A 22538-nucleotide genomic window follows, 5' to 3' on the forward strand; every position below is an offset into this window, starting at 1 on the left:
TGGAATTCCGCTGCAACCTTTTGTATCTTTGCAGAGGCAAACCGGGCAACGTCTTCTTCTCTATACACATGCCGCGAGCAAAAGAACTCTCATTTCATGCAAGCGAATCATCGGGACGCGTCAGCGCATTGCTGCTGAAGCCGAAGAATGCAACCTGTCTTCTTCTCTTCGCCCACGGCGCGGGAGCGGATATGCGGCACCATTTCATGGAAAACGCGTCGCAGGAACTTGCCCGGAACGGCATCGCAACTCTTCGCTACAATTTCCCTTTCACCGAGAAAGGCTCGAGGCGTCCCGACCCGAAACCCGTTCTTCTGGCAACAGTCCGCTCCGCCGTCGCGCTTGCCGGCAGCATCGCTGAAGGACTCCCGATCTTTGCGGGAGGCAAATCGATGGGAGGGAGAATGACATCGCTTGCCGCATCCGAAGAGCCGCTTCCGCGGGTGAACGGACTTATCTTCTTCGGTTTCCCGTTGCATCCAGCCGGAGAACCATCCACCGAAAGGGCACAACATCTCTCAAACGTCAAACTGCCGATGTTGTTCTTGCAGGGAACGCGTGATGCGCTCGCCGATCTTGGCTTGCTGAAACCCGTCTGCAAGAAATTGGGCAAACGCGCAACGTTGTTTGTTATTGAAGAAGCAGATCATTCATTTCATGTGCCGAAGCGAACGGGCAGAAGCGATGAGGATGTTTTGACTGAACTCGCCCGAACCTTCACCGAATGGTCTTCTGAACTAATTTCTCCACGATGAACTTCCTTCTCATCGCTTTTTGTCTTACCGCCGGATGGCTCCTTCAGCGTTCGCGTATTCTTCCGAAAGATGCGCACAGGGGAATCAACATTTGGATTCTCTACATCGCCTTGCCTTCTGTCGCTCTGTTCTATGTGCCGGCAATAACCTGGACGTCGGAGCTCATCATCCCTGTAACGATGCCGTTCATCGTCTGGGCCGGCGCGTGGGCTGCGATAACACTCGCTGCACGCCGGTTCGCAATCGACAGGATGACTCAATCGGCGTTGTTGCTCACAGCAGGTTTGGGCAACACGTCGTTCCTCGGTTTTCCTCTCACACAGGCGTACTTCGGCGAAGAGGGGTTGCGGATAGCTGTCATATGTGATCAACTCTCCTTTGTCGTTCTCTCAACGCTGGGCGTCATGACGGCGATTCACGCTTCATCCGATGGAAAAGCGAACATCACGAAGATTGCCGGAAACGTCTTCCGGTTTCCACCTTTTCTCGCTTTTGTTGCTGCTATTCTCCTGCCACCGTTCGTAAATCTTCAATTGTTCAATCCGTTGTTCGAGAAGTTGTCGGATACACTTATCCCTCTCGCCCTTTTCTCGGTGGGGTTGCAGGTCCGGTTTTCTGAAATGAAAAGCGATGCGCGCAACCTTGCGCTGGGGCTTGCCTCCAAGCTGATACTTGCGCCAGCTCTTGTGCTTCTCGTCGCGCTACTTGTCCAAGCGAAGGGGGTGATTCCGCAAACAAGCGTATTCGAAGCTGCGACGGCGCCGATGATCACCTCTGCAATTCTCGCGGCGGAGTACCGGCTCAATCCCCGCCTGTCGAACTTGATGGTGAGCATTGGAGTCCCGCTCTCGCTTGTCACAACGGCGCTTTGGTGGTTCGTCGTAACCCGAGTGCTGTAGCAGCAATTCTTGCATCTCCGCTCTTCTGCTTCTATATTCCCACATGAAACATTACCGCATTCTACCGGCACATCAAAGCCTCGTTGTTCTTCTCCTTCTGTTCATCGCTTCATCATCTTTCTCTCAGGTCAGCATCATTGACGATTTGCAGCGAACCGTTATTCTTCGCTCGCCTGCACAACGCATCGTTTCGCTTGCACCGAGCATCACCGAGACACTGTTTGCAGTCGGCGCAGGAGATCAGATCGTGGGGGTAACAGACTACTGCAACTATCCGGCAGAGGCAAAGACGAAACAGCGTGTCGGCGGCGTCATCAATCCCAACATCGAAACCATCATCAGTCTGAAGCCGGATTTGATTGTGCTGAGCATGGAAGGAAATGTGAGAGAGGATTTCAACAAACTGACGGGTTTCGGCATTCCTGTGTTTGTGACGAACCCGCGTTCCCTCGACGGCATCTACACATCCATCTCTCAACTCGGAACACTAACCGGACGCGCGGCGCAAGCGATGACGGTTGTCCATTCGCTGAAGACACGCGCAGACTCGATCGTTCTCGCGGCATCGGCATCGAAAAGGCATACAGTGCTGCTGTTTGTTTCTCTTCAGCCGGTCATCGTTGTCGGGCAAGGGACGTTTCTGGCAGAACTGATCTCGCTTGCGGGAGGAGTGAACACTGCTGCGAAAGCTTCGTCAACCTATCCGGCGTACAGCCGTGAAGCCGTATTGAAGGACAATCCCGATGTACTTATTTTTCTGTCGGATGTTCTTTCCGATCCTGCCGGCCTCATTCACCTGTACCCCGAATGGTCAACATTGAACGCATACCGGCAGAAGAAGATTTTCAGGATTGATTCAGATATTGTATCGCGTCCCGGTCCCCGCGCAATCGAGGGACTTGAGGCGCTGCACAAACTTATCCACTAAGGACACGAATGAACACGAAGAAAAGACCAGTAAAAGCAAACCGCGGAAAGTCAGGGGGAAAACGTCGCGTAACGAAAAGATCGAGGAGGAAGGTCTTCATCGCAGTCGCTGGCAACATCGGCGCCGGCAAATCGTCGCTGACGAATCTGCTGAGCTTGCGCTACGGATGGAAGCCGTTCTTTGAATCGGTCGAGGATAATCCGTACCTCAGCGACTTCTATGCCGACATGAAGCGCTGGTCGTTCAACCTGCAAGTCTATTTTCTCTCCAACCGTTTCCGCAGTCACAAGGCGATCACCGAGGGGCCGGAGTCGGTAATACTCGACAGGGTGATTTACGAAGATGCCGAGATTTTTGCGCGCAACCTCTATGAGATCGGCAACATGGAACGCCGCGACTACGAGAACTACGTTGCGCTGTATGAAGTGATGACAGAGTACCTCCGCCCGCCGGACTTGCTGATTTACCTGCGCGCCAATGTTGACACGTTAGTCAAGCAAATCTCGCTACGCGGCCGGGACTTCGAGCAGTCCATCAAGAAGGAATACCTCGAACAACTCAACAAGCACTACGAGTCCTGGATTGCCCGCTACAAAAAAGGCCCGCTGCTCGTCGTCGAATCCGACGAGCTGGATTTTGTGAACAAGCAGGAAGATTTAGAACGGTTGGTGAGGATGATTGAGAGGAAGTTGGGGTAATCATTTCCAAATGAAGTTGGTTTTGGATTGTTTGCAAACGAAACAAGAACCCAAAATGGAATGCCTTATGAAACTTACAAAAGCTGATGTCGCTAAGTCGGGTCTAGTACCTGGTCTGCGAAAGCTCATTGGAGATTGGCAGCCAACCGAGTTTGATAGTGAACTCAAGTATCGAGACTCTCTCCTTGCCTACATTCGTGAAGCTGTCCCCAGCGATTGCTCAGTCGAAAAGGAGTACCGACATACAGGCACCACAACTGACATCTGTGTGAAGTGGTCTGGAATGCTCTTCAAGGGTGAGGCGTTCATTGAGGTGAAGAGAAACTTGGACAAGAAACCAACTTTGGATCGCTTGATCGGGCAGCTGGAGGCTCTGCAACCTGGCAAACGCGGAATTTTGGTTGTTTTGGTGGGCAGAACTGATGAAGCCATGCTTGGACGACTGAAAGAAAAATACAGGCGTTACTTTGACGAGTTCCAGTTTGAGCAACCCTTGGCAATTATTGTCAAGTAGATCCTTCTTGGCTATCGCGGCAGAGAGGGCAGTCGCAGCGACGTGACAGCGGCGCCGGTCCAGTATCATATGGAAACAGTATGAATAGTAATTAGGCAAGGAGAACACATTGTGAATCTGTACGCTCTTGCAGTAGGCATTGCCGTCGCAATACTCGTCGTGGTGTTGTTTCGGAAGACGAAATTAGAAAAGGGTAACTGGGTGTATCCGCTGCTGCTCTCGACATTTCCGGTGTACTATCTGGTATTCGCCGTCTACGGCTCTGACTACACAGCGTTGCAAAGCGAGTTGCTTGCCGGTGTATTGTTCCTTGCCCTGTCGTATTGGGCATATCGTTTACGCAGCTTCACTGCCTTGTTTGTTTTGGCAATCGGCTACGTAGGCCATGCACTCTATGATTTTGTTCACAATGCCTTGTTTGTAAATTCCGGTGCACCCTTGTGGTGGCCTGAGTTCTGTGGCTCCGTCGATTTGCTCATTGGCATCTATCTTTTGGCATTGGGCATTTCAGTGAAAATGGCTCAAGAGAAGATCGCAGCGTGACTCTTCTTCACACATCAGGTTCCCATGAGCGAAGGTAAAAATATCGATGCGACATTCTGTTTCGTCGATATCGCCGGGTATACCGCGCTCACCGACTCGCACGGCGAAGTTGCGGCCGCCGACCTCATAGACGATTTCAGTGAATTGATTCGGACATCCGTCGGGCCACCGGGACAAATCCAGGAACTCATCGGTGATTGCGCGTTTCTCGTATTCCCGGATCCCTTTGTTGCATTGGACGCTCTGTCGGCCCTCTACAAAGTTATCGCGACGCGGGCAAGTTTCCCTGTTGTTCGGGCAGGTGTACATCACGGGCCGGCACTACTCCGGGGAAACCGTTACTTTGGTTCAACGGTGAATCTTACGGCACGAGTAGCTGCACAAGCGAAGGGGGGCCAGGTTCTGGGCACAAAGCGTATTGTCGACATCATCAGCGAGGCGGGTTCGTCCAAAATTGAAGTTGAGCACCAGGGACTGATTTCTCTCAAAAACCTGCCGCAGCCTGTCGATTTGTATGAAATAGTTCTGTCCGGTTTCTCGCACGAATACGCCATTGATCCCGTCTGCAAAATGCAAGTCGATATTGGACGTGCCGCGGGAGAACTCCACGTTGACGGGAAGAAATATTGGTTTTGTTCGCTTTCCTGTGTTGAACGGTTTGCGAAGGAGCCTTCGTCGTACGTTCGGGTGGATTCGAACACGAGGTGAATGAAGAAATTAAGGAACCGATAGATGAACCAATCCCTCGGTCTTGTTTCTCTCGTCGTCCGGGAATATGACGAAGCGTTGGATTTCTTTGTCGGCAAGCTCGGCTTCGAGTTGGTGGAAGACACTTACATTCCGGAACAAGACAAACGCTGGGTTGTTGTCAAACCGCGGGGAGTTGGCGGGTCGGGCTTGTTGCTCGCAAGGGCTTCAAACGAAGAGCAGAAGTCGCGTATCGGGAATCAGACAGGGGGGCGGGTATTTCTTTTTCTCTACACGGATGACTTCCGGCGGGACTATGAGGCGTTTCGAGCGAAGGGCATAACGTTTGTTCGAGAACCGCGGCACGAGGCCTACGGAACGGTGGCCGTCTTTGAAGACCTCTACGGCAACAAGTGGGATTTGATCGAGCCTTCGCAATAACTCCCGCTGACAACAGAATAAGGAGATCATAATGCACTCGGATACGAAGAAATACAATAAGGTCCAGTCGCCGGGCGAGCGGGCGATTTGCCAGCTTCTCGCGGAACAGATCGACCGAAAGCTGCCCGAAGCGGAGAACAAGATTTGGCACGCTCATCCCGTCTGGTTTCTCGACGGGAACCCTATCGTCGGGTACAGCAAGCTGAAAGAGTGCATACGCCTGCTCTTTTGGAGCGGCCAGTCCTTCAAGCAGAAGGGGCTGAAGAAGGAAGGGAGCTTCAAGGCCGCTGAGGCCCGATTCACTGCTGTCGATCAGGTCGATACAACGTTGCTCGGGCGCTGGTTGACTGAGGCGAGAGACATTCAGTGGGACTACAAAAACCTGATCCGGAGAAAAGGCCGGCTCATGCGATTGAAGTAGAGGCGCGCGTTGGGAGTCCGGCTGTCTATGAAAAGCACCTCGTGCTTCGCTCGCATGGTCACGACGAACGGCGTTCTTCCTCCGCTCCCAGTCTCGCCAGCTCGTCCGCCCGCTCGTTTAACTCGACGCCGGCGTGACCTTCCACTTTATAGAACTTCACGTTCAGTCCCTCCAGCAACTCCAGCAATCTCACCCATAAATCCTTGTTCTCGACCGGCTGCTTCTTCGCGTTTTTCCAGCCGTTCTTTTCCCATCGAACATACCATTTCTGGTGCATGCAGTTGACGAGGTAGGCGCTGTCCGAGTAGATGGTGATCGGTTTGTCCTTTGCTTTGATGGCTTCGAGCGCTTTGATGCAGGCCGTCAGTTCCATCCGCTGGTTGGAGGTGTTGCGCTCGCCGCCGTGGAGTTCCTTGATGCGATCTTTGTACTTCAATACAACGCCCCATCCGCCGACGTTGCTGGCGGATTGGTTGCCCGAACAGGCGCCGTCGCAGTAAATGATAATCGAGTCGGACATATTTTTCTTGAAACAAAGCCACAAAGATCACCAAGGTTCACACAGGGGGCCTTCCCTTGTGCAGCTTTGTAGCACTTCGTGCCTGAGTGTTGAGAATTTTTTTTGGTTAGAAGAAGAACATCTTCACGGCAATCACCAGCAGGAACAAGGCGTAGAACTTGCGAAGGTTATCGGCGTGGGTTTTGTGCGCCACCATCGCTCCGTACCTCGCCATCGGCACCGTTCCGATGATGAGCGGAATCGAATGTACGTAGTCCACAAAGCCCATCGTGAAATCGGAAATCTGCGGCGCATACACATCAATTGTCGTCCAGCCTTTGACAATGTAGCCGATTGTGGATGCGAGTGCCGTTATGACGATGCTTGCGCTTGATGTACCCAACGCTTTCTTCAACGGCACGCGGATAATATAGTACATCATCGGAATTGCAAACACGCCCCCGCCGACTCCCGCCAACGACGATACAAGCCCCACAATCAAACCGATGATGCCGAGCTTGATCGGATTGTAGTCCGTTTCGTTTCCCCCTTTTCCGCTCTTCTGCTCGACAAGCAACCGAACCGCAGCAATGACTACAACCGTGGCAAAAATCTGCTGCAGCGTTTTCCCCGGCAACTCCGCGGCAATACTCGCACCGGTAATCGACCCGATAACGCTTGCTCCGCCCATGATGAAGACGATCCGCCAGAGGACATTGCCGTTCTTATTGTGTTGATGAGCGGAAGGGATGGAAGCGAAGATGACAATGAGAAGGCTCGTTCCCAGGGCAAGATGCGTTGCGACAAGCGAGGAGATGTTGATGTGGTGAAAGTAAAACACTAAAATGGGGACGAGAATGATCCCGCCCCCGACACCGAAGAATCCGGCAAGAAATCCCGCAACGCAGCCCGCCAACAGAAGAAGAACAAGCGCCAGCGGATCCATTTAGCCCTTTATCTTGTGGGGATTCGCTTTGCCATTCTTCAGCAACGCAAGAGCGACATCAAGCTGGTTATCGCCATTCAGCGAAGCGGCAATTCTTCCTGTCTCGCCTTTGACGCGTGCCATCATTTCGATATTCAATTCCCGTTTGATGTGATCGCTGTAGCGGTCGAATCCGCGGTTCTTTTCTTTCTCGAGTGCGGCGGAAAGAAGATCGAGATCGGCGAGAACTTCCTTGCTGTAATGCGACCGTTCGGCAATCTGCCGCAGCTCGTTCACTTTGCCGTCGCTCTCTTCCTTGTAGTCGAACTTCTGATCCTCGAGGTACTTGCGGAATTCCTTCAGCACAGTCTCGTTGACGCCCGTGAACTCCGCGGTCTTGCGGGCAGAGAAATACGTGTTGGCAAACCGGAAGAACAACGACTTCCGGAACAACTCCCTCACCATCGGGCCGGGATCCGTTTCGGTGACGGAGGAATCGGGAGTAATGCCGCCGTATTCGTAGACAGTTCTTCCACCTTTCGTCTTGAAGGCACGTTTCAGGCTGTCGGGAACGGTGGCAAACACGCCGTTCCGATCTTTGTGCATGTAGTCGATTTCCTGAATACTCCTGCCGCTCGGAATGTAGTAGCGTGCCGTCGTGACCTTCAGTTGCGCCCCGTAATTCAGCGGCACAATTGTCTGAACCAGCCCCTTGCCGAAGCTTCGGGAGCCCACGACAATTCCCCGGTCAAGGTCCTGAATTGCGCCGGCCACAATTTCGCTTGCGCTCGCGCTGCTGCGATTGGTCAGCACAACCACCGGTACGTCCGGTAACTGCGGCTCTTCCACCGAGTTGTATTGTTTCTCCGATTCAGGGCGGCGGCCCTTGGTGCTGACAATCAGATTTCCCTTCGGCACAAATTTGCTGACAACATCAACGGCGGCATCAAGCAAACCGCCGGGATTGCCGCGCAAGTCGAGGACCATACCTCGAATCTCCCCTTTCAGTTTCAGCTCTTTCAGCGATTGCCGGAGTTCATCGCCGGCCTTTCGGGAGAATCGCTCAAGCCGTACGTACGCGATGCCGTCGCCGACAAAATCCGCGTACGTCACATTCTTGACTCTGATATCTTCCCGCACGACAACAAACAAAACCGGCTTGTTCTCGCCTTCACGCTGGATGAGGATTTTCACTTCCGTGCCCGGCTCACCGCGCATGTACGAGCGGACTTCGTTTGAGTTCTTATCCGCCACTTTGTCGCCGTCGATCTCGATGATTTTATCGCCGGGAATGATCCCTGCGCGCTGCGCCGCGTGTCCGTCCATCACGCTGATCACCTGAACAGAACCGTCGCGTGCCCCGATTGTGACGCCGATACCCCCGTAGCGGCCGTTCGTCAGCATCTCGACTTCATCACCATCCTCCTTGTCGATGAACACGGTGTAGGGATCGAGCGTGCCGAGCATCCCTTTGATGCCCGCTTGCATGAACTTCTCGGGATCCACTTCATCCACGTAGTTGAGAGAGATTTCCTTGTAGACGCGTCCGAAGACGTCGATTCCTTTGTTGATTTTGAAGAAGAAATCGGTATCCACCGGCGGGCCGAACCCGACGGAAAGAACAACCACGCCGATGATTGCTGCTGCAAACAGGAAATACTTCTTTCGCTTCATATATCTCTCCTCGTTATAGAAATGCAATTTCATTCCCCTGTGCTATGTCCTTCACTACGATTCGTTGCGGCCAACTTTTTGTCAACGGCCAGCCGGATTTCCTTTTCAATTGTCTCAATCGAAAGCATCCCGTCAACAAGAAACCACCGGGGGTGGTCGCCGGCAGCAAGTGTATGATAGCCGTGCCGTACACGCTCGTAAAATGCCCGCCCGGCACTTTCCATTCTGTCGAATGACAGACCTGCCTGTGTTTTCCTTCTCTCAATCTCTTCGATCGGAATATCTACCAGAATCGTCAGGTCGGGCATCGTGCTTCCGGTTGCAAAGCGGTTGATGGTTCGTACATCGTCAAGATTGAGCCCGCGCCCGTATCCCTGATACGCGGTTGTCGAGTCGCAGTACCGGTCGCAGACGACAATTTCGCCGCGCTGCAACGCGGGATTGATGACTTGACGAACAAGTTGCGAGCGGCTGGCGGAGAACAGCAAAATCTCCGCCGCATCCGACATTTCAAGATGGTTCTTGTCGAGAAGGATGTCGCGGATCTTTTCCGATATGACGGTTCCCCCGGGTTCGCGGATAAAGTGGACGGTGTGATGCTGTTGTCTCAACCGTTCAACAAGCAGTTTTGCCTGTGTGGACTTGCCGCTGAAGTCGAGACCCTCAAAGCTGATGAACATTCGATATTCCTGAAAAGAGAACCTTCCCGTTGTGGAGGATGGCACATCGGAACCGACATCGTTCCGTGTCTGCGCGGTTCTTCGTTCAATTTCAACATACGGATTTCATCTGCCTGAGTCAATTGCTACTTATGATGCTTTTAGGTAATTTCATGTCAAAATTCAGAGTTTCACTTCCCACTCAATGGCAAAGCAAACCCGTCCGGCACGCCGCCTCAAGCCCGAATCTTCAATACCTCCCCGAGGACCTTCCGGCAACTTCCCTCACGATCAGGTGCTTACCATCAAGGAACAACAAAAAGCCGAATCGCGTGCCGAGGATTCGCGTCTCATCCAGGCTGCGCTCAACGGCAATAACACCGCCTACAAACGGCTGATGAAGAAGTATCACGATGCCATTTACAATTTCATCTACAGAATGGTGCACGACAAGCACCAGGTCGAAGACCTGACCCAGGAAGCATTTATCAAAGCATTCGGATCGTTGTCGAGTTTCAACGAGGAGTACGCGTTCAGTACGTGGTTGTACAAGATTGCGACAAACAACAGCATCGACTATATCCGCAAACGAAAGCTGCAAACATATTCCATCGACAAGCCCATTGAGGCAAAGGACAGCGACTATTCGTTCGAGTTGCCGGATGAATCATACGAGACCGACAAGGATATGATCAGCGACCAGCGGGCTCACATGCTGAACGAAGCCATCAAGAAGCTCCCCGAGAAGTATCGAAAAGTCATTCACATGCGGCATGTTGATGAGAAAAGTTATGAAGAGATTGCCGTCCAGCTCAAACTCCCCATCGGAACGGTAAAAGCTCACATCTTCAGGGCAAGGGAGATGCTCTACAAATCCTTAAAAGACAGAATCAGGCATTATTGACGTTTGCCGCCTTGTTTCCATGCAACTAAACAGTCCCCCTGACGTAAGCTATACGTAGAGGAATGAATATCTTACGTCAACATATTATCCCTTACCTGCTCTGTGCTGCGGTTGTTTCAACAACTCAGGTGTACGCGGGCGATTCCGGCAAGAAGGAAATCGGACGGACGACCGAGCGGGAAATCAACGTCGTGCTCTCCGCCGGTTTCGGACGAATCAACCTCGAGCGGGGTGAAGCCGAGAAGGTGATTATTGTCGAGGGATATTCCAAGAAAGAATCATCCCTGCCGACAACGCTCAAATACGATATCCGAAACAGAGTCGGGTATCTTGATATTTCCATCGGCGAAGATCTTCAGGAATCAGGAAAGAAGAAGGGCACGTTCAAGATCTCCGGAATCGACGGCGGTGTTTGGGATCTCAAATTCAGCAACGCCATTCCGATTTCCTTTGATGTGGAGTTGGGAGTTGCAAAGGGGGCATTCGATATGACAGGCCTTCAGGTCAAGGATTTCAAGCTCTCGGCCGGCGCAAGTGACGTGTTACTGGCGTTTGACAGTCCGAACACCGCGTCTATTGACGAGATGAGCATTGAGTCGGGAGTCGGCAAGTTTGTCGGACGGAATCTTGGCAACGCAAACTTCAAAAGCTTCCGGTATGAAGGCGGTGTCGGGGCTGCAACACTCGACTTTGCGGGTCTGAGCCAGAGCGAAGTTGACATCGACGTGGAAGTGGGTCTTGGAATCTGCACGGTGATTATTCCCAAAGATGCGGGGGCGCGTGTGTTCTTTGAGAAAAGCCTCGTCTCGCGAATCGACTTCGATTCATCCATTCAAACGGCTGGCGACAATCAATACATCAGCGAAAACTACCGTACCGCAAAGAGCAGGATGAACATCCGCATCGATGCCGGCCTCGGCAAGGTACGAATCAAGACTGAGTAGGCCCTACCACAACGAAAATCCCGCCCACATGTGCGGGGTTGCGTACTCCGCTTTCCCGATCATCTCCAACAACGATTTCCTGTACGCATTCTCCGCTGATTCTCCCGCAAGAAGATTCGTGTAGAAGAGTTCATTGAAGAACTTCTTCGCTTTGCGCGGGGGAACGTAACTGTTGATCACAATATCCGAAGAGCCGTTCATGATGAAAATGCCCGGCACGGCTGGATGCAAACCTGCATCCGCCAAATTGGAAAACAGCACAATCCGGAACGGCGCTACCGAGAACATCTCTCCCAACCGGTGGAAATGCGTCGTGCCGTACGCCGCGCCTTCCGACAACACGAAAAACGACAGGCCGGGGCTTTCTGTCCGGTAGTCAAGTTCGAACGATGCGTGGAGAACATCTCCCTTCTCCTGACGCAAACGGCTGAGTGTAGCCTCCCGGTCGAAGAAGACCCGGGCTTCCTTGTAGAATGCCTTTACATCACGCACTTCATACTCTGCATCAATCGGCGTTCTCCCCCGATTCCCGAACCCGACAGCGACGGCATACGGGCCAAGCGGTTGTCGCTGCGTGCCCGCAGCGCCCGCCTCCACCAAATATCGAATCGAGAATCGTCGGAGTGCATACTCTCCGGTGTAGCCCTCGCTTTGCAGCGCGTGAACCGGAATGATCGGAAGACTGACAGGCATTTCCACAAACACGCTGTTTGCATCGGGTGCGTGAAGAACAATCGGGCGGACAAACACTGCATAGAGCTTCCCGGAAAGTTCCCGGAGCCGGCGCTCCCGCACGCGCAGATCGCTCTTGTTTGTTTCGGCATTCATCTGCATGAGAACGTCGAGATACTCGTTCATGAGGGAGAGAAGGGATTCTTTTCCGATGGCAGCTATCTGCTCACTGCTTTTCGATTTTGTATAGATGGAAATATGCAATGACTGCTTCGTCGGAATGTACGTCACGAGGGCGGCCCCGTCGGGAATCTGCTTCTGCACATCTGCAACGGAGGAATTGCGTGCAGTCAGCGCGGGACGGAGATTGGGGTAGCGGACGGCGAGCGAATCTTCCAGCTCAGAGGTACGGAGGCGGGCACTCTGCAGGTTGCTCTGTACTTCTGCAGCAAGTGTCCGCGATTCGGCGTGCAGCATGAACGCCTTCGCGAGTTGCCGCTCGGCCCCTAAACGTGCCGCCCGAACGCGGGCAAGATCTGCCAGTGCAGCGTTCAGCCGCGCATCCTGCGTCCTGATAGTCATTGAGACATAGTCGCGAAGAAGTCTGCTTTGCCTCTCCCTTTCGGCAGCGGCTGTCGCCTCCTCAGACTTCCCCAATTTGAACAATAGCTCTATCAAGGCATCATACGGCGAACCCTGGCGCGAGCCGTAGAACGTCGCTTCGCAGTCGTCAAACGCATCGCCGGCACGCGGCACCCACGACGAGTCGAACCGCTTCGCGGCGCTTTGATGGAGCGCAAGAGCTTCGTTCAGACGACCCTTGCTCTGTGCCAAGTTTCCCAGACATGCTCGCGCGTAAGCGTTTGCCCGCGGCAATCCCATGTAATCGAGCAACGCTATTGCGGCACTGTAGTTCGTTTCCGCCTCGGCATCTCCACTGGCAGCAAGACAGTGACCGAGCTGAAGCAGAGCATACGCCTCCGTCAGTCTGTTTTGCGAACCGATTGCGGTCCGAAGCGCGGCATTATAGAACTTGTGTGCTTCTTCGTAACGGTTTCGCCGCAAATGAATATTCCCGACTCGAAGCAACATCTCCTCTCTCAACGCGTCTGCGCCGCGGATCATATCCGCTCTCCGGATTCCTTCCGTGAACATCTGGAATGACTCCTTCTCGTTTCCCAACAGATCATAGACAACTGCGAGAGAAAGGAAAGTCTGAATAGTCAGAAGCGTGTCTTGTGAACGGAGGGCAAAAGGAAGCGCGGCGGCAAAGTTCCTTACGGCGTCACCGTATTCAGAACGTGAGATGGATGAGTTTCCGTATGCGGAATGCACTTGCGCAAGCATCGCATCATCGCCAATCAGAGAACTCTCGTTCAACAACTCGCCGAGCAAACGGCGTTCGAGAGCGAAATCACCGACGGCCCGCGAGACGGGAACCAGCTCCCATTTCATCAACCGGGCGCCCGTTGAATCGCCCAATGCCTCTTCGAAACGATGCTGATCCATCAAAACAGAAAACGCCTGCCACTCTTCTCCCCGTACGCGATGCATGCCGGCTTGTCCGAAAATTGCAGCCCGGACACCGGACTTGTCGCCCGTACGCTGGTACAGATTTCTCGCCTGCGCAAACAACGTTACTGCGTTGTCAAACCCCGCTGCTGCCGAATACGTTTCGCCTAAGAGCAGGGATGTTTCCGCTTGTCCGGGAACATCGCCCGCCCGTTCATACAATCCCAGCGCTTCCTGAAGCAACCGTTTGCTCTCGGCATGATCGGCGCGGGCCATTGCCTGCTTTGCTTTTGCAAAGACTTCCTGTGCGCGGAGCGACACGGGGGCGTCATCGCGATTGCATCCCGAAGCAAAAGCAAGAAGGATCAAGATGAATCGATATGCGCGGAACATTCTCATTCTTCTGAATTCAAGTTGTGAAAAAGATAGAGAAGTTTGAGGGGAGATACAATCGGAGCGAGGAGAACCCTGTCAGTTGCCGCGGGTCCTGTGCAGCAGGTTTTTCCACTCATTATATCGTGCACGGATGGAGATGGAATGAGCCGGACTGTCTTGCGCCTCTTGCAGCAATGCGGGCAAGGGCACATCAATACCAATCGCTTTTCTTACAACGTCGGGAAATTTTGCAGGATGCGCAGTAGCGGCAACAATAATCGGCGGTGAGTTTGTCGTCCATTCAAGCGCCTTGCGCGCAGCGACAACGCCGACAGCAGTATGCGGATCAAGGATGTAATTCGTTGCATCATACGTCCGGCGGATTTCTTGCAGTGTCTCCTCGTCGGAAATGCTTACCGCATCAATATCCTTCTTCAACTCTTGAACATCTTCGCCATACAATTTCCGAAGCCGGACAAGATTGCCCGGATTGCCGACATCCATTGCGCTTGAATACGTCTGAACACTCGGCCGAGGCACAAACTCCCCCGATCCGAGATAGCGAATCATCGAATCGTTCGCGTTCGCCGCAGCAATGAAATTGCGTATCGGAACGCCCATCTTCTTTGCATAAACTGCAGCAGTCAGATTGCCGAAGTTACCGCTCGGCACAACCACAAGCGGAGGTTCATGTCTGTTGAACGTTGTCCGCAGTTGCATCACCCCCCACGCATAGTAGGCAATCTGCGGTAGCAATCTCGCGATGTTAATCGAATTTGCCGTCGTGACGGCACGCTTCTTCTGCAGCTCGGCATCGTTCAACGACATCTTCACGAGACGCTGGCAATCGTCAAACGTTCCGTCAACTTCAACGGCGGTGATATTGCCGCCGAGGGTCGTCATTTGACACTGTTGCAGAGGGCTGATCTTGTTGGAAGGAAAAAGAATGAACACTTCGACATGCGGAACGTTGTAGAAACCATGCGCAACCGCGCTTCCTGTATCGCCCGATGTTGCCACAAGAATCGTAACCTCCTGCTGCTGTTGCTCGAGAAAATGCGACATCACCTGCGCCATGAACCGCGCCCCGACATCCTTGAACGCAAGCGTCGGGCCGTGAGAGAGTTCGAGCAGATAGATATTATCCTGGAGATGCACAAGCGGGGTTGGGAAATCCCAAGCTTGCTCAATGATTGAGGCGAGATTCTTCTTTGGAATCTCATCGATAAATATGGAGAGAAGGTCTGCCGCCGCTGAATGCAGAGTCGAGTCGGAATTATCCTGAAAGAATTCGGACTTCACAAGGGGAAGAGATTCCGGCACGTACAAGCTGCCGTCCGGCGCGGTGCCTCTGAACAGGGCCTCGCGAAATGATACAACGGAATTTCCGGTTATGCTGACGAATTTCATAATCAGGCGATCGTGGCCCTGCCTGTATAGATTCGGGCGACGAATACATTGGCCCAGTTGAAGCCTGTGACTCTCTGGGGATTCCTTTTGCTCAAGTCCATTTCAAAAGATCATGCATGACTACCTTCTCCCTACTGCAACAATCCCCCTGTTATTAGCATACCCTACTGCAATGATAAGATCGCCTTTGATGTTCACCGAGTAGTAGATTCCCGATATTCCTGTTTGGTTGATGAAGTTGCGCCACGTGACACCATTGAAGTGGGTAATCTCGCCGAATGCCCCTGCAGTTACAACGTCATTGCGGCCAGCCCCCCGGATTGCGAGCGTGTAGTAGTTTGTGACTTCCCCGCGAGGATACAGTTTCCATGGCGTTGAGTGTTCAATATTTCGCTTGTGGTACACACCATCACCGACAACGTAATATGGTCCGCGAGGAACAAACCAGATTCCCCGCAAACTCCAAGGGAGCCCGTTATCAGGAATAGCCTCAACAGACCCTGCGCTGACTTTGAGAACTTTCCTTCCTTCATTCTGATCAATCCTCGATGCCACTGCATAAACTTCCGTTGCTCCCGAAGTTGCATTCCGCACTCCCCAAATGTCATTGATCGGCAAAGTCGTGCCGCTCTCCAAGGGCTGCCATGTGTTGGCACCGCTCTGGTGCGCTATGAAACCACCATCTCCTACGGCGTACAGTTTGTCGCTGCTAACACCCCACATTTTGTTCACACCAACTCCGATGAAGATTGGGCTGATTGGAATTTCTTGGAACATTTGCCCGTTCCAGTGAAAATATGGATCAAGCCACACATCATTGTGGGCAAGAGCAAACACAAATCGAATTGCTGGAGGTATTCCCTGATACGTTATCCGTCGAACTTGCCAAGTGCCAGTCCAAATTGCAAGATTATATCTTCTTGGATCAATCTGCCCTGTTGAATCTCTCAAATAAATCTCCCCAACGGCATATGCTAGCGTATCGTTGATGATGGCAATATCACTAAGCGTGCTGGCATTGCCGTCTCCCAACGTATCAATCTGCCACGTAAAGTTATGCGATGTCGTATCAAGCGTCGTGGAAACCACAGTGCCGCTGGTGTCGGTTATTGTGGTGTCTCGTATTCGTTGTGCTGCAAAGCGGTAGTTACGGTTGGGGAGGAGGTTTTCGACTATCAGGACGGAATCGAGACCATTGATACGCGCTGTAAGCCTCATTACGCCATCTTGCGTGATTGCAATCGTTCGCGGCTCGTTCATATCTGTGAGAGAAACCTTCAGCCACGCTTCAGTGCAGGAGACATCTTCCACTGTTATGTGAATGGTCTGCTGGTACGGAGGGGGCGGCGGTGGCGGCACTACCGGCGGGTCCTTTTTGCAGCCCGCCGTGAGAAGAACTCCAAGATGTGCTGCTAACAGAAAGAAAAGAGAAAGAGGTTGCCGATGCATCTTCACCCCATGAACCGGAAATCGTGACGTATTCGGATTGTTTCCAACTGCTGTCGGCGGGAAAGGAACACATCCGAGACAATCCGGTTTTAAGGTATGAATAATCGGGGGAATATCGAACCTGCAATCGGCCTGTGTTGTGCTTACTGCAAGTACTTCTCGAAAAACTCCGTAATGCGGCGGGTGTATTCTTCTCCTCCAACCTCCATCATATCATGGTGTCGGGCGCCGGGAATGAGCCACAGGTCTTTCGGCTCGTTCGCCGCGGCAAAGACTTTCTCGGAGTAGTTGTATTTGATGAGATTATCCTCCGTGCCGTGCAGCAGGAAAACCGGGACACGCATCTGCTTCACAGCATCGACGGGGGAAACATCGTTAGCCTTGAAATCAGCAAGAAACTCCGACCGCTTGATGACGATGTTACGAAGATAGTGCCACGGAAGCTTGATCATCCGCCTTTGGTAATCATCGAACACCGTGCGAAGCGTTGCAAAGCCGCTTTCAGCGACAACGGCGTGCACGCGTGTGTCAATCGCCGCGAGTTGGATTGCCACCGCCGCCCCCATTGACCAGCCGAAGAGGCCAATCTTCCCGACACTCACATCATCCCTCGTGAACAGATAGTCGAGCGCATGCTGGACATCGAACTTCTCGTGATACCCGTATGTGCAGTACCTGCCGCCGCTTTCACCGTGGCGCCGCGAGTCGTACAGAAACACATTGTACCCGCGGTCGTGGAATTCCTTCGCCATCGGCAGCCCGGCGATTTTGCTTTCGCTGACGCCATGGAGTATGACGATTGTTCCGCGTGCTTTCGACTCCGCCTTAATAAGCCAGCAACTCAGATCGAAGCCTTCTTTCGTTGTGAGATGAATATCTTCGTGGGGGAGATTGAGATCGGAGGGACGAAGGATATTGGCCCGTTCACGGTACCATTCGACGGTCCGCCGATGAGGCTGAAGCAGCAGTACGGGGCCGATGACCAGCAGTACAAGCGAGACACCCGCCATAAACAGCACAACCAGAAGAATGAGCCCCAGCAGAATAGTCACGCTCTGCGCAGTCCCTTTGCCAATGAATGAATTTTCATAAATATAGGTACAGGGTGAAACGGATGCAACAGAGATCGGTAACAGATGTCGGGTGAATAGGAGGGATTGTCTTCTTATATTGCAGAACATGAATACGGAATCCCGCATAAAGCCCCACATTGCCATCGTACACGAGTGGCTCACCGGCATGCGCGGCGGGGAAAAATGTGTTGAAGCACTCTGCGAGGTTTTTCCCGGCGCAACGGTGTTCACACTTGTTCACGTCAAAGGCTCCGTCTCGCCGACCATCGAAGCGATGCCGATCAGAACATCATTCATTCAGCATCTTCCTTTTGCGCAGAAGCGGTATCGACATTACCTGCCGCTTTTTCCGACCGCAATTGAGCGATTGGACCTCAGCGAATTCGACATCGTTATCTCATCCAATCACGCCGTGGCGAAGGGCGTCCGAACAAAACCCGAGACGCTTCACATCTGCTATTGCCACACGCCGATGCGGTATATCTGGAATTTGTATGATGAATATTTCGGAAAGAACTCGTCCCGACTTCTGACGCGAGCAGGCATGAAACTGTTCGTGAATTACCTTCGGAAATGGGATGTCCGGACGGCGACGAATCCGCATTTCTTCATCGCAAACTCGCGCAATGTTCAGCAACGCATCAATCGAATTTACAGAAGAGAAGCAGATGTGATTTATCCCCCGGTTGATACATCTCTCTTTCAACTTTCTGAAATTCGAGGTGACTACTTTCTGATTGTCAGCGCATTCGTCCCGTACAAACGTCTTGATCTTGCAATCGAAGCATTCAACCGGACGGGCGAGAAACTCGTTATCATCGGCAGCGGGCCGGACGACGAGAAGCTGCGTTCAATGGCGAAACCGAACATCGAGTTTCCCGGCTGGCAGCCTGACGATGTACTCAGGAAACACTACGCTGAATGCAAGGCTCTTGTCTTTCCGGGAGAGGAGGATTTCGGCATCGTTCCGCTTGAAGCAATGGCATCAGGAAAGCCGGTAATTGCCTACGCCAAAGGGGGGGCTTTGGAAACGGTAATCGCTTCAAGCGAACTCAGGACAGGCGTTCTTTTCCACGATCAAAGCGTGGAATCTCTTGTGGAAGCGATTCATAAGCTGAACACAGTTCATTTCTCTCCCCTAATGCTTCGGCGACACGCCCTCTCTTTCGACAGAGAAATCTATAAGAAGAAGATGAGAGAGTACATTCTCGACCGCTGGAATTCCTTCAAACCCGAATCCCGCCAACCGTAAATCTGTAAATGTGTTAGCGGAATTCGTCGTTGACATTCCGCCCTCTTTTCAGTATATTTTCGAGCAAATTTTTCGCAGGTGGCGGCGTGCCTCTTCTGGGGAACAAACGTAGAAAGAAATCCCGGGCGTACGAAATTCTCCTCGTTCCCAAGGGAGACGGAAGCAGTCCGAGAAGCTTCAAAGCGGGTACGGCGAAATTTACATTTTGGGGGAGCGCGATAGTTGCAGTATTCTTCCTCGTTTTTCTCCTTGTGTTCCGTTTTACTCCTTTGGGTGTTCTCGTCGGCGTAACGCCGGTTGACGAAGCCCGAAAGCGCGCAGAGGAAGAAACCCGCGCCCGTATCGAATCGCTGGCCGAAGAAATCGGGATTCTGAAAGATTATAATACCCAGCTCCGCAAGGCATTGGGGGACAAGACTGAGACCGGCGGTTCTGCTCCGCAGCAAACAGAAACACAAACGGCTGTTGCGAATCAGCAGGAACAGATCGAGCAACAAAACCCTGAGGTCGCGAGCCCGGCCCGGATACTGCAGACAGGAAGGACCGGACCGGAATCAGGCGGCGGCCTGAGAGCAAGTTTTCCTCTTCTCACGCCGGTTGAAGGAATCGTGACACAGAGGTTTAATCCGGAAGGACGGCACTACGGAATTGACTTCGCCGCCAAACAAGGGACGCCCGTTTATGCGGCTGCTCACGGGTACGTGGTGTTTTCAAGCTGGACGTACGAATATGGAAACGTCGTCATGCTCTCGCACGGCAACGGATACATGACAGTGTACAAGCACAACAGTTCGATCCTGAAAACAACAGGATCCGTTGTGCGGCGGGGCGAGCCGATCAGCCTCGTCGGCAATACAGGAGTTACGAGCACAGGACCTCATCTCCACTTTGAGGTGATTAAAGACGGGTTGCCGCAAGACCCGATGGAGTTCTTGCTGGTAACACAGTCCGCTTTGTAGAAGCACATGTTGGACGGGGGGATAGAAGAAGAAAGGAGATACACGTGGGCGACAAGCAACAGAACACAGATCTGACGCTGATAGCGGCAAACACGACCTTCGAAGGCAAAATCAAAACCGAAGGGAGTATCCGCATCGACGGAAAGTTTATCGGTGATATCAACGCAAAGGCTAACGCCGCCGTCGGCCTTACCGGCCATATCGACGGAAGCTTGACAGCGCGCAACATCACTGTCGCAGGGAGAGTTACAGGTTCGGTGGTCGCATCCGAGAAATTGGTCCTCGAAACGAAATCCGTGGTGCAGGGTGATGTCCGGGCAGTCAAGCTTGTCGTTGACGAGGGCGCAATGTTCGACGGTAAATGCGACATGAAACAGGGCGTTGCGACCGGAACACCGGGGTTGCCGAAGAAAGATTGAAAGGTGTGAGTACACCGCACAAGCCTGATGACGTCGGGAAGAATTCACCCGGAAGCATCGGCAGAAATGTTGCAAAGGATTTTGGACCTTTCCTCACGCTTGGCCTGCAGTTGGCAATTTCCGTTGTTGTGTTTCTCTTCATCGGATATTGGTTGGACGGGAAGTTCGGAACGTCGCCGTGGTGTACCATCGGCGGGGCGTTTCTCGGAGCAGCGGGAGGGCTCATCAAGTTCATACGTGAAGCGCTTGCTTTAGGCAGAAAAGCAGATAATGCGCTTCGCAAACACGGAAACGAAAAGCGTGAGCATTGACCGTCGGTTTCCCGTTCAGGTTGCAGTTACGTTTGCCGCCGGGCTTGTCGTTGCGGCGATTTTGCTCATATCGACCGGATCGCAAGGGGTAGTCGTGGCTGTAATTGCCGGAAGCGTGTTGAGCACACTGAATGCGCTCGCGGGATTTCTGGCAATCGAGTACTCGCTTCAGAAACCACACGAAACGTTCATGAAGGCGGTTCTTGGGGGAATGGGAATCCGCATGGTGGTGATGCTGGGCATGCTGGTCTTCTTGATCAAGGTTGTGAAGTTGCATACCGTTGCGCTGGTTGCATCCGTGCTGGGGTTCTACGTCATTTATCTCGTTCTGGAGTTGTTGTACATCCAGAAAAAAGTGTCACACAATAGTCAGGGCTGAATTTGTACGCGTTCTTTCAGGCAGGTCAAGATACAACACACCACGCAGCGCAACAGGTTGCGGATACGGCACACGCCGCGGCAACCGACGGCAAGATGTCGGTCTCCGAAATGTTTAAGTACTTGTTCGAGCACGTTCAGGATAGCAACCATCTCGAACTCCCCTTTCTCGACATTCATCTTCCCCATTGGGCTCCGATTGAAATCGCCGGACTGACACTCGATCTTTCTCCTACAAAACATGTACTGTTCCTCTGGTTCGGGGCCGCGGCGCTGATTCTTCTGATGGCTCTCGCCGCCCGTGCCAACAAGAAAAACCGCGTGCCGAAGGGTTGGGGAAATGTTGTCGAAGTGTTCGTGAAATTCATCCGCGACGAGATCGTTATCCCGAACATGGGAATGGCGGGCATCCGCTACATGCCGTACGTTCTCACGACGTTTTTCTTCATTCTTCTGATGAACTTGCTGGGCCTTGTACCGTACGGCGCCTCGGCAACCGGAAACATCAGTGTTACCGCAGGTCTCGCGGTTATTGCATTTGTCATGATTCAAGTATCAGCCATCCGGGCGCAAGGGTTCGGACATTACCTTGCTCACCTGACCGGGGGCGTGCCCGTATTTCTCTGGCCGATCATGATTCCCATCGAGATTCTCGGGCTGTTCACAAAGCCGTTTGCCCTCTGCATCCGTCTCTTCGCCAACATTACCGGCGGACATCTTGTGATTGTGTCGTTGTTCGGACTCATCTTCCTGTTCAACTCGTGGGTCATTGGTGTCACAACGGCAGCCTTCGTCGTCGCCATCAACTTTCTCGAGTTGTTTGTTGCCTTCCTGCAGGCATACGTTTTCACGATGCTGACCTGCATTTTCATGGGGCTCGGCATTCAGGCGGGCCACGGCGAGCATCACGGCGAAGCGGCAAACGAACACGGCCATTAAGAGACTCTATAACTGTACTAGAACATATTCATTCACTATCTACCATTAGGAGAAACACCATGGAACATCTTGGTTGGGCATATCTTGCAGCGGGCATTGGCGCGGCACTCACGATTATCGGCGCAGGGCTCGGTATCGGTAAACTTGCTGCAGCAGCAATGGAAGCAAGCGGACGCCAGCCCGAAGCTGCCGGAGCCGTTCGTACATCCATGATTATTGCAGCAGCCCTCATCGAAGGAGCAACGTTCTTCGCTCTCGTTATTTGCATTCTACTCGCATTGAAGTAGTCATCCTTAAG

26 protein-coding genes are annotated in these 22538 nt (G+C 52.7%); 18 read left to right on the forward strand and 8 right to left on the reverse strand.

Translation table 11 applies throughout. The features are described from left to right. The first annotated feature begins 68 nt into the window (after positions 1 to 68). From KF749_06055 to KF749_06095, 9 genes are all read left to right on the forward strand, one after another. A complete protein-coding gene (locus tag KF749_06055; protein MBX2990717.1) occupies positions 69 to 755 on the forward strand; it encodes a dienelactone hydrolase family protein in 687 nt (228 codons plus the stop codon). Further along, on the forward strand, positions 752 to 1654 hold the full coding sequence (locus KF749_06060) for an AEC family transporter (protein MBX2990718.1): 903 nt from the start codon (positions 752 to 754) through the stop codon (positions 1652 to 1654). The genes KF749_06055 and KF749_06060 overlap by 4 nt, the downstream gene beginning before the upstream one ends. Positions 1655 to 1697: 43 nt before the next feature. After that, positions 1698 to 2582, forward strand: a complete 885-nt coding sequence (locus tag KF749_06065) for a cobalamin-binding protein (protein ID MBX2990719.1) — start codon at positions 1698 to 1700, stop codon at positions 2580 to 2582. 8 nt (positions 2583 to 2590) lie between these two features. Continuing rightward, the gene (locus KF749_06070) at positions 2591 to 3280 is read left to right on the forward strand and encodes a deoxynucleoside kinase (GenBank protein ID MBX2990720.1); all 690 of its coding nucleotides are present in this window, start codon (positions 2591 to 2593) and stop codon (positions 3278 to 3280) included. A gap of 67 nt (positions 3281 to 3347) precedes the next feature. Continuing rightward, positions 3348 to 3794 carry a hypothetical protein gene (locus KF749_06075; GenBank protein ID MBX2990721.1) on the forward strand — a complete coding sequence of 149 codons (447 nt, stop codon included), beginning with the start codon at positions 3348 to 3350 and terminating at the stop codon, positions 3792 to 3794. Between the two features lie 111 nt (positions 3795 to 3905). Next, the gene (locus tag KF749_06080; protein MBX2990722.1) at positions 3906 to 4337 is read left to right on the forward strand and encodes a hypothetical protein; all 432 of its coding nucleotides are present in this window, start codon (positions 3906 to 3908) and stop codon (positions 4335 to 4337) included. Between the two features lie 24 nt (positions 4338 to 4361). Beyond that, positions 4362 to 5045: a YHS domain-containing protein gene (locus tag KF749_06085; protein ID MBX2990723.1), complete on the forward strand. Its 684-nt coding sequence runs from the start codon at positions 4362 to 4364 to the stop codon at positions 5043 to 5045. A 24-nt stretch (positions 5046 to 5069) separates the two neighbouring features. After that, entirely contained in the window at positions 5070 to 5465 is a 396-nt protein-coding gene (locus KF749_06090) for a VOC family protein (protein ID MBX2990724.1), read from the forward strand. 31 nt (positions 5466 to 5496) lie between these two features. Then, positions 5497 to 5886: a DUF1801 domain-containing protein gene (locus tag KF749_06095; GenBank protein MBX2990725.1), complete on the forward strand. Its 390-nt coding sequence runs from the start codon at positions 5497 to 5499 to the stop codon at positions 5884 to 5886. A gap of 58 nt (positions 5887 to 5944) precedes the next feature. Here the strand turns inward: KF749_06095 and rnhA are convergent, their stop codons facing one another. The 4 genes from rnhA to tmk all read right to left on the reverse strand — a co-directional run bounded on the left by rnhA (position 5945) and on the right by tmk (position 9664). Continuing rightward, positions 5945 to 6406 (reverse strand): ribonuclease HI, encoded by a 462-nt coding sequence (gene rnhA / locus KF749_06100; protein ID MBX2990726.1) that lies wholly within the window; start codon positions 6404 to 6406, stop codon positions 5945 to 5947. A 106-nt stretch (positions 6407 to 6512) separates the two neighbouring features. Further along, entirely contained in the window at positions 6513 to 7331 is an 819-nt protein-coding gene (locus KF749_06105) for a sulfite exporter TauE/SafE family protein (GenBank protein MBX2990727.1), read from the reverse strand. Further along, positions 7332 to 8984 (reverse strand): S41 family peptidase, encoded by a 1653-nt coding sequence (locus tag KF749_06110; protein MBX2990728.1) that lies wholly within the window; start codon positions 8982 to 8984, stop codon positions 7332 to 7334. A gap of 29 nt (positions 8985 to 9013) precedes the next feature. Further along, positions 9014 to 9664, reverse strand: a complete 651-nt coding sequence (gene tmk, locus KF749_06115) for a dTMP kinase (GenBank protein MBX2990729.1) — start codon at positions 9662 to 9664, stop codon at positions 9014 to 9016. 184 nt (positions 9665 to 9848) lie between these two features. Here tmk and KF749_06120 point away from each other — a divergent pair, with 184 nt between their 5' ends. Then, positions 9849 to 10547: a sigma-70 family RNA polymerase sigma factor gene (locus KF749_06120; protein MBX2990730.1), complete on the forward strand. Its 699-nt coding sequence runs from the start codon at positions 9849 to 9851 to the stop codon at positions 10545 to 10547. A gap of 62 nt (positions 10548 to 10609) precedes the next feature. Then, positions 10610 to 11491, forward strand: a complete 882-nt coding sequence (locus tag KF749_06125) for a hypothetical protein (GenBank protein ID MBX2990731.1) — start codon at positions 10610 to 10612, stop codon at positions 11489 to 11491. Positions 11492 to 11494: 3 nt separating this feature from the next. Here KF749_06125 and KF749_06130 read toward each other — a convergent pair whose 3' ends face one another. The 4 genes from KF749_06130 to KF749_06145 all read right to left on the reverse strand — a co-directional run bounded on the left by KF749_06130 (position 11495) and on the right by KF749_06145 (position 17961). Further along, entirely contained in the window at positions 11495 to 14074 is a 2580-nt protein-coding gene (locus tag KF749_06130) for a CHAT domain-containing protein (protein ID MBX2990732.1), read from the reverse strand. 72 nt (positions 14075 to 14146) lie between these two features. After that, entirely contained in the window at positions 14147 to 15460 is a 1314-nt protein-coding gene (thrC, locus tag KF749_06135) for a threonine synthase (GenBank protein ID MBX2990733.1), read from the reverse strand. Between the two features lie 120 nt (positions 15461 to 15580). Then, positions 15581 to 16909, reverse strand: coding sequence for a hypothetical protein (locus KF749_06140; protein ID MBX2990734.1), 1329 nt, complete (start codon positions 16907 to 16909; stop codon positions 15581 to 15583). A gap of 143 nt (positions 16910 to 17052) precedes the next feature. Next, the gene (locus KF749_06145; GenBank protein MBX2990735.1) at positions 17053 to 17961 is read right to left on the reverse strand and encodes an alpha/beta hydrolase; all 909 of its coding nucleotides are present in this window, start codon (positions 17959 to 17961) and stop codon (positions 17053 to 17055) included. 127 nt (positions 17962 to 18088) lie between these two features. Here KF749_06145 and KF749_06150 point away from each other — a divergent pair, with 127 nt between their 5' ends. From KF749_06150 to KF749_06180, 7 genes are all read left to right on the forward strand, one after another. Beyond that, complete coding sequence (locus KF749_06150; protein ID MBX2990736.1) at positions 18089 to 19234, forward strand: glycosyltransferase; 1146 nt, start codon at positions 18089 to 18091, stop codon at positions 19232 to 19234. Positions 19235 to 19320: 86 nt separating this feature from the next. Continuing rightward, on the forward strand, positions 19321 to 20193 hold the full coding sequence (locus KF749_06155) for a M23 family metallopeptidase (protein MBX2990737.1): 873 nt from the start codon (positions 19321 to 19323) through the stop codon (positions 20191 to 20193). Positions 20194 to 20237: 44 nt separating this feature from the next. Continuing rightward, on the forward strand, positions 20238 to 20612 hold the full coding sequence (locus KF749_06160; protein MBX2990738.1) for a polymer-forming cytoskeletal protein: 375 nt from the start codon (positions 20238 to 20240) through the stop codon (positions 20610 to 20612). Positions 20613 to 20617: 5 nt separating this feature from the next. After that, a complete protein-coding gene (locus KF749_06165; protein ID MBX2990739.1) occupies positions 20618 to 20923 on the forward strand; it encodes an AtpZ/AtpI family protein in 306 nt (101 codons plus the stop codon). Then, a complete protein-coding gene (locus KF749_06170) occupies positions 20913 to 21302 on the forward strand; it encodes a hypothetical protein (GenBank protein ID MBX2990740.1) in 390 nt (129 codons plus the stop codon). The genes KF749_06165 and KF749_06170 overlap by 11 nt, the downstream gene beginning before the upstream one ends. 2 nt (positions 21303 to 21304) lie before the next feature. Further along, entirely contained in the window at positions 21305 to 22240 is a 936-nt protein-coding gene (gene atpB, locus KF749_06175; protein MBX2990741.1) for a F0F1 ATP synthase subunit A, read from the forward strand. Positions 22241 to 22299: 59 nt separating this feature from the next. Next, a complete protein-coding gene (locus KF749_06180) occupies positions 22300 to 22527 on the forward strand; it encodes an ATP synthase F0 subunit C (GenBank protein MBX2990742.1) in 228 nt (75 codons plus the stop codon). Positions 22528 to 22538: the final 11 nt, after the last annotated feature.

The sequence above is a fragment of the Bacteroidota bacterium genome (genome assembly GCA_019637975.1).
GTDB lineage: Bacteria > Bacteroidota > Ignavibacteria > UBA10030 > UBA6906 > CAADGV01.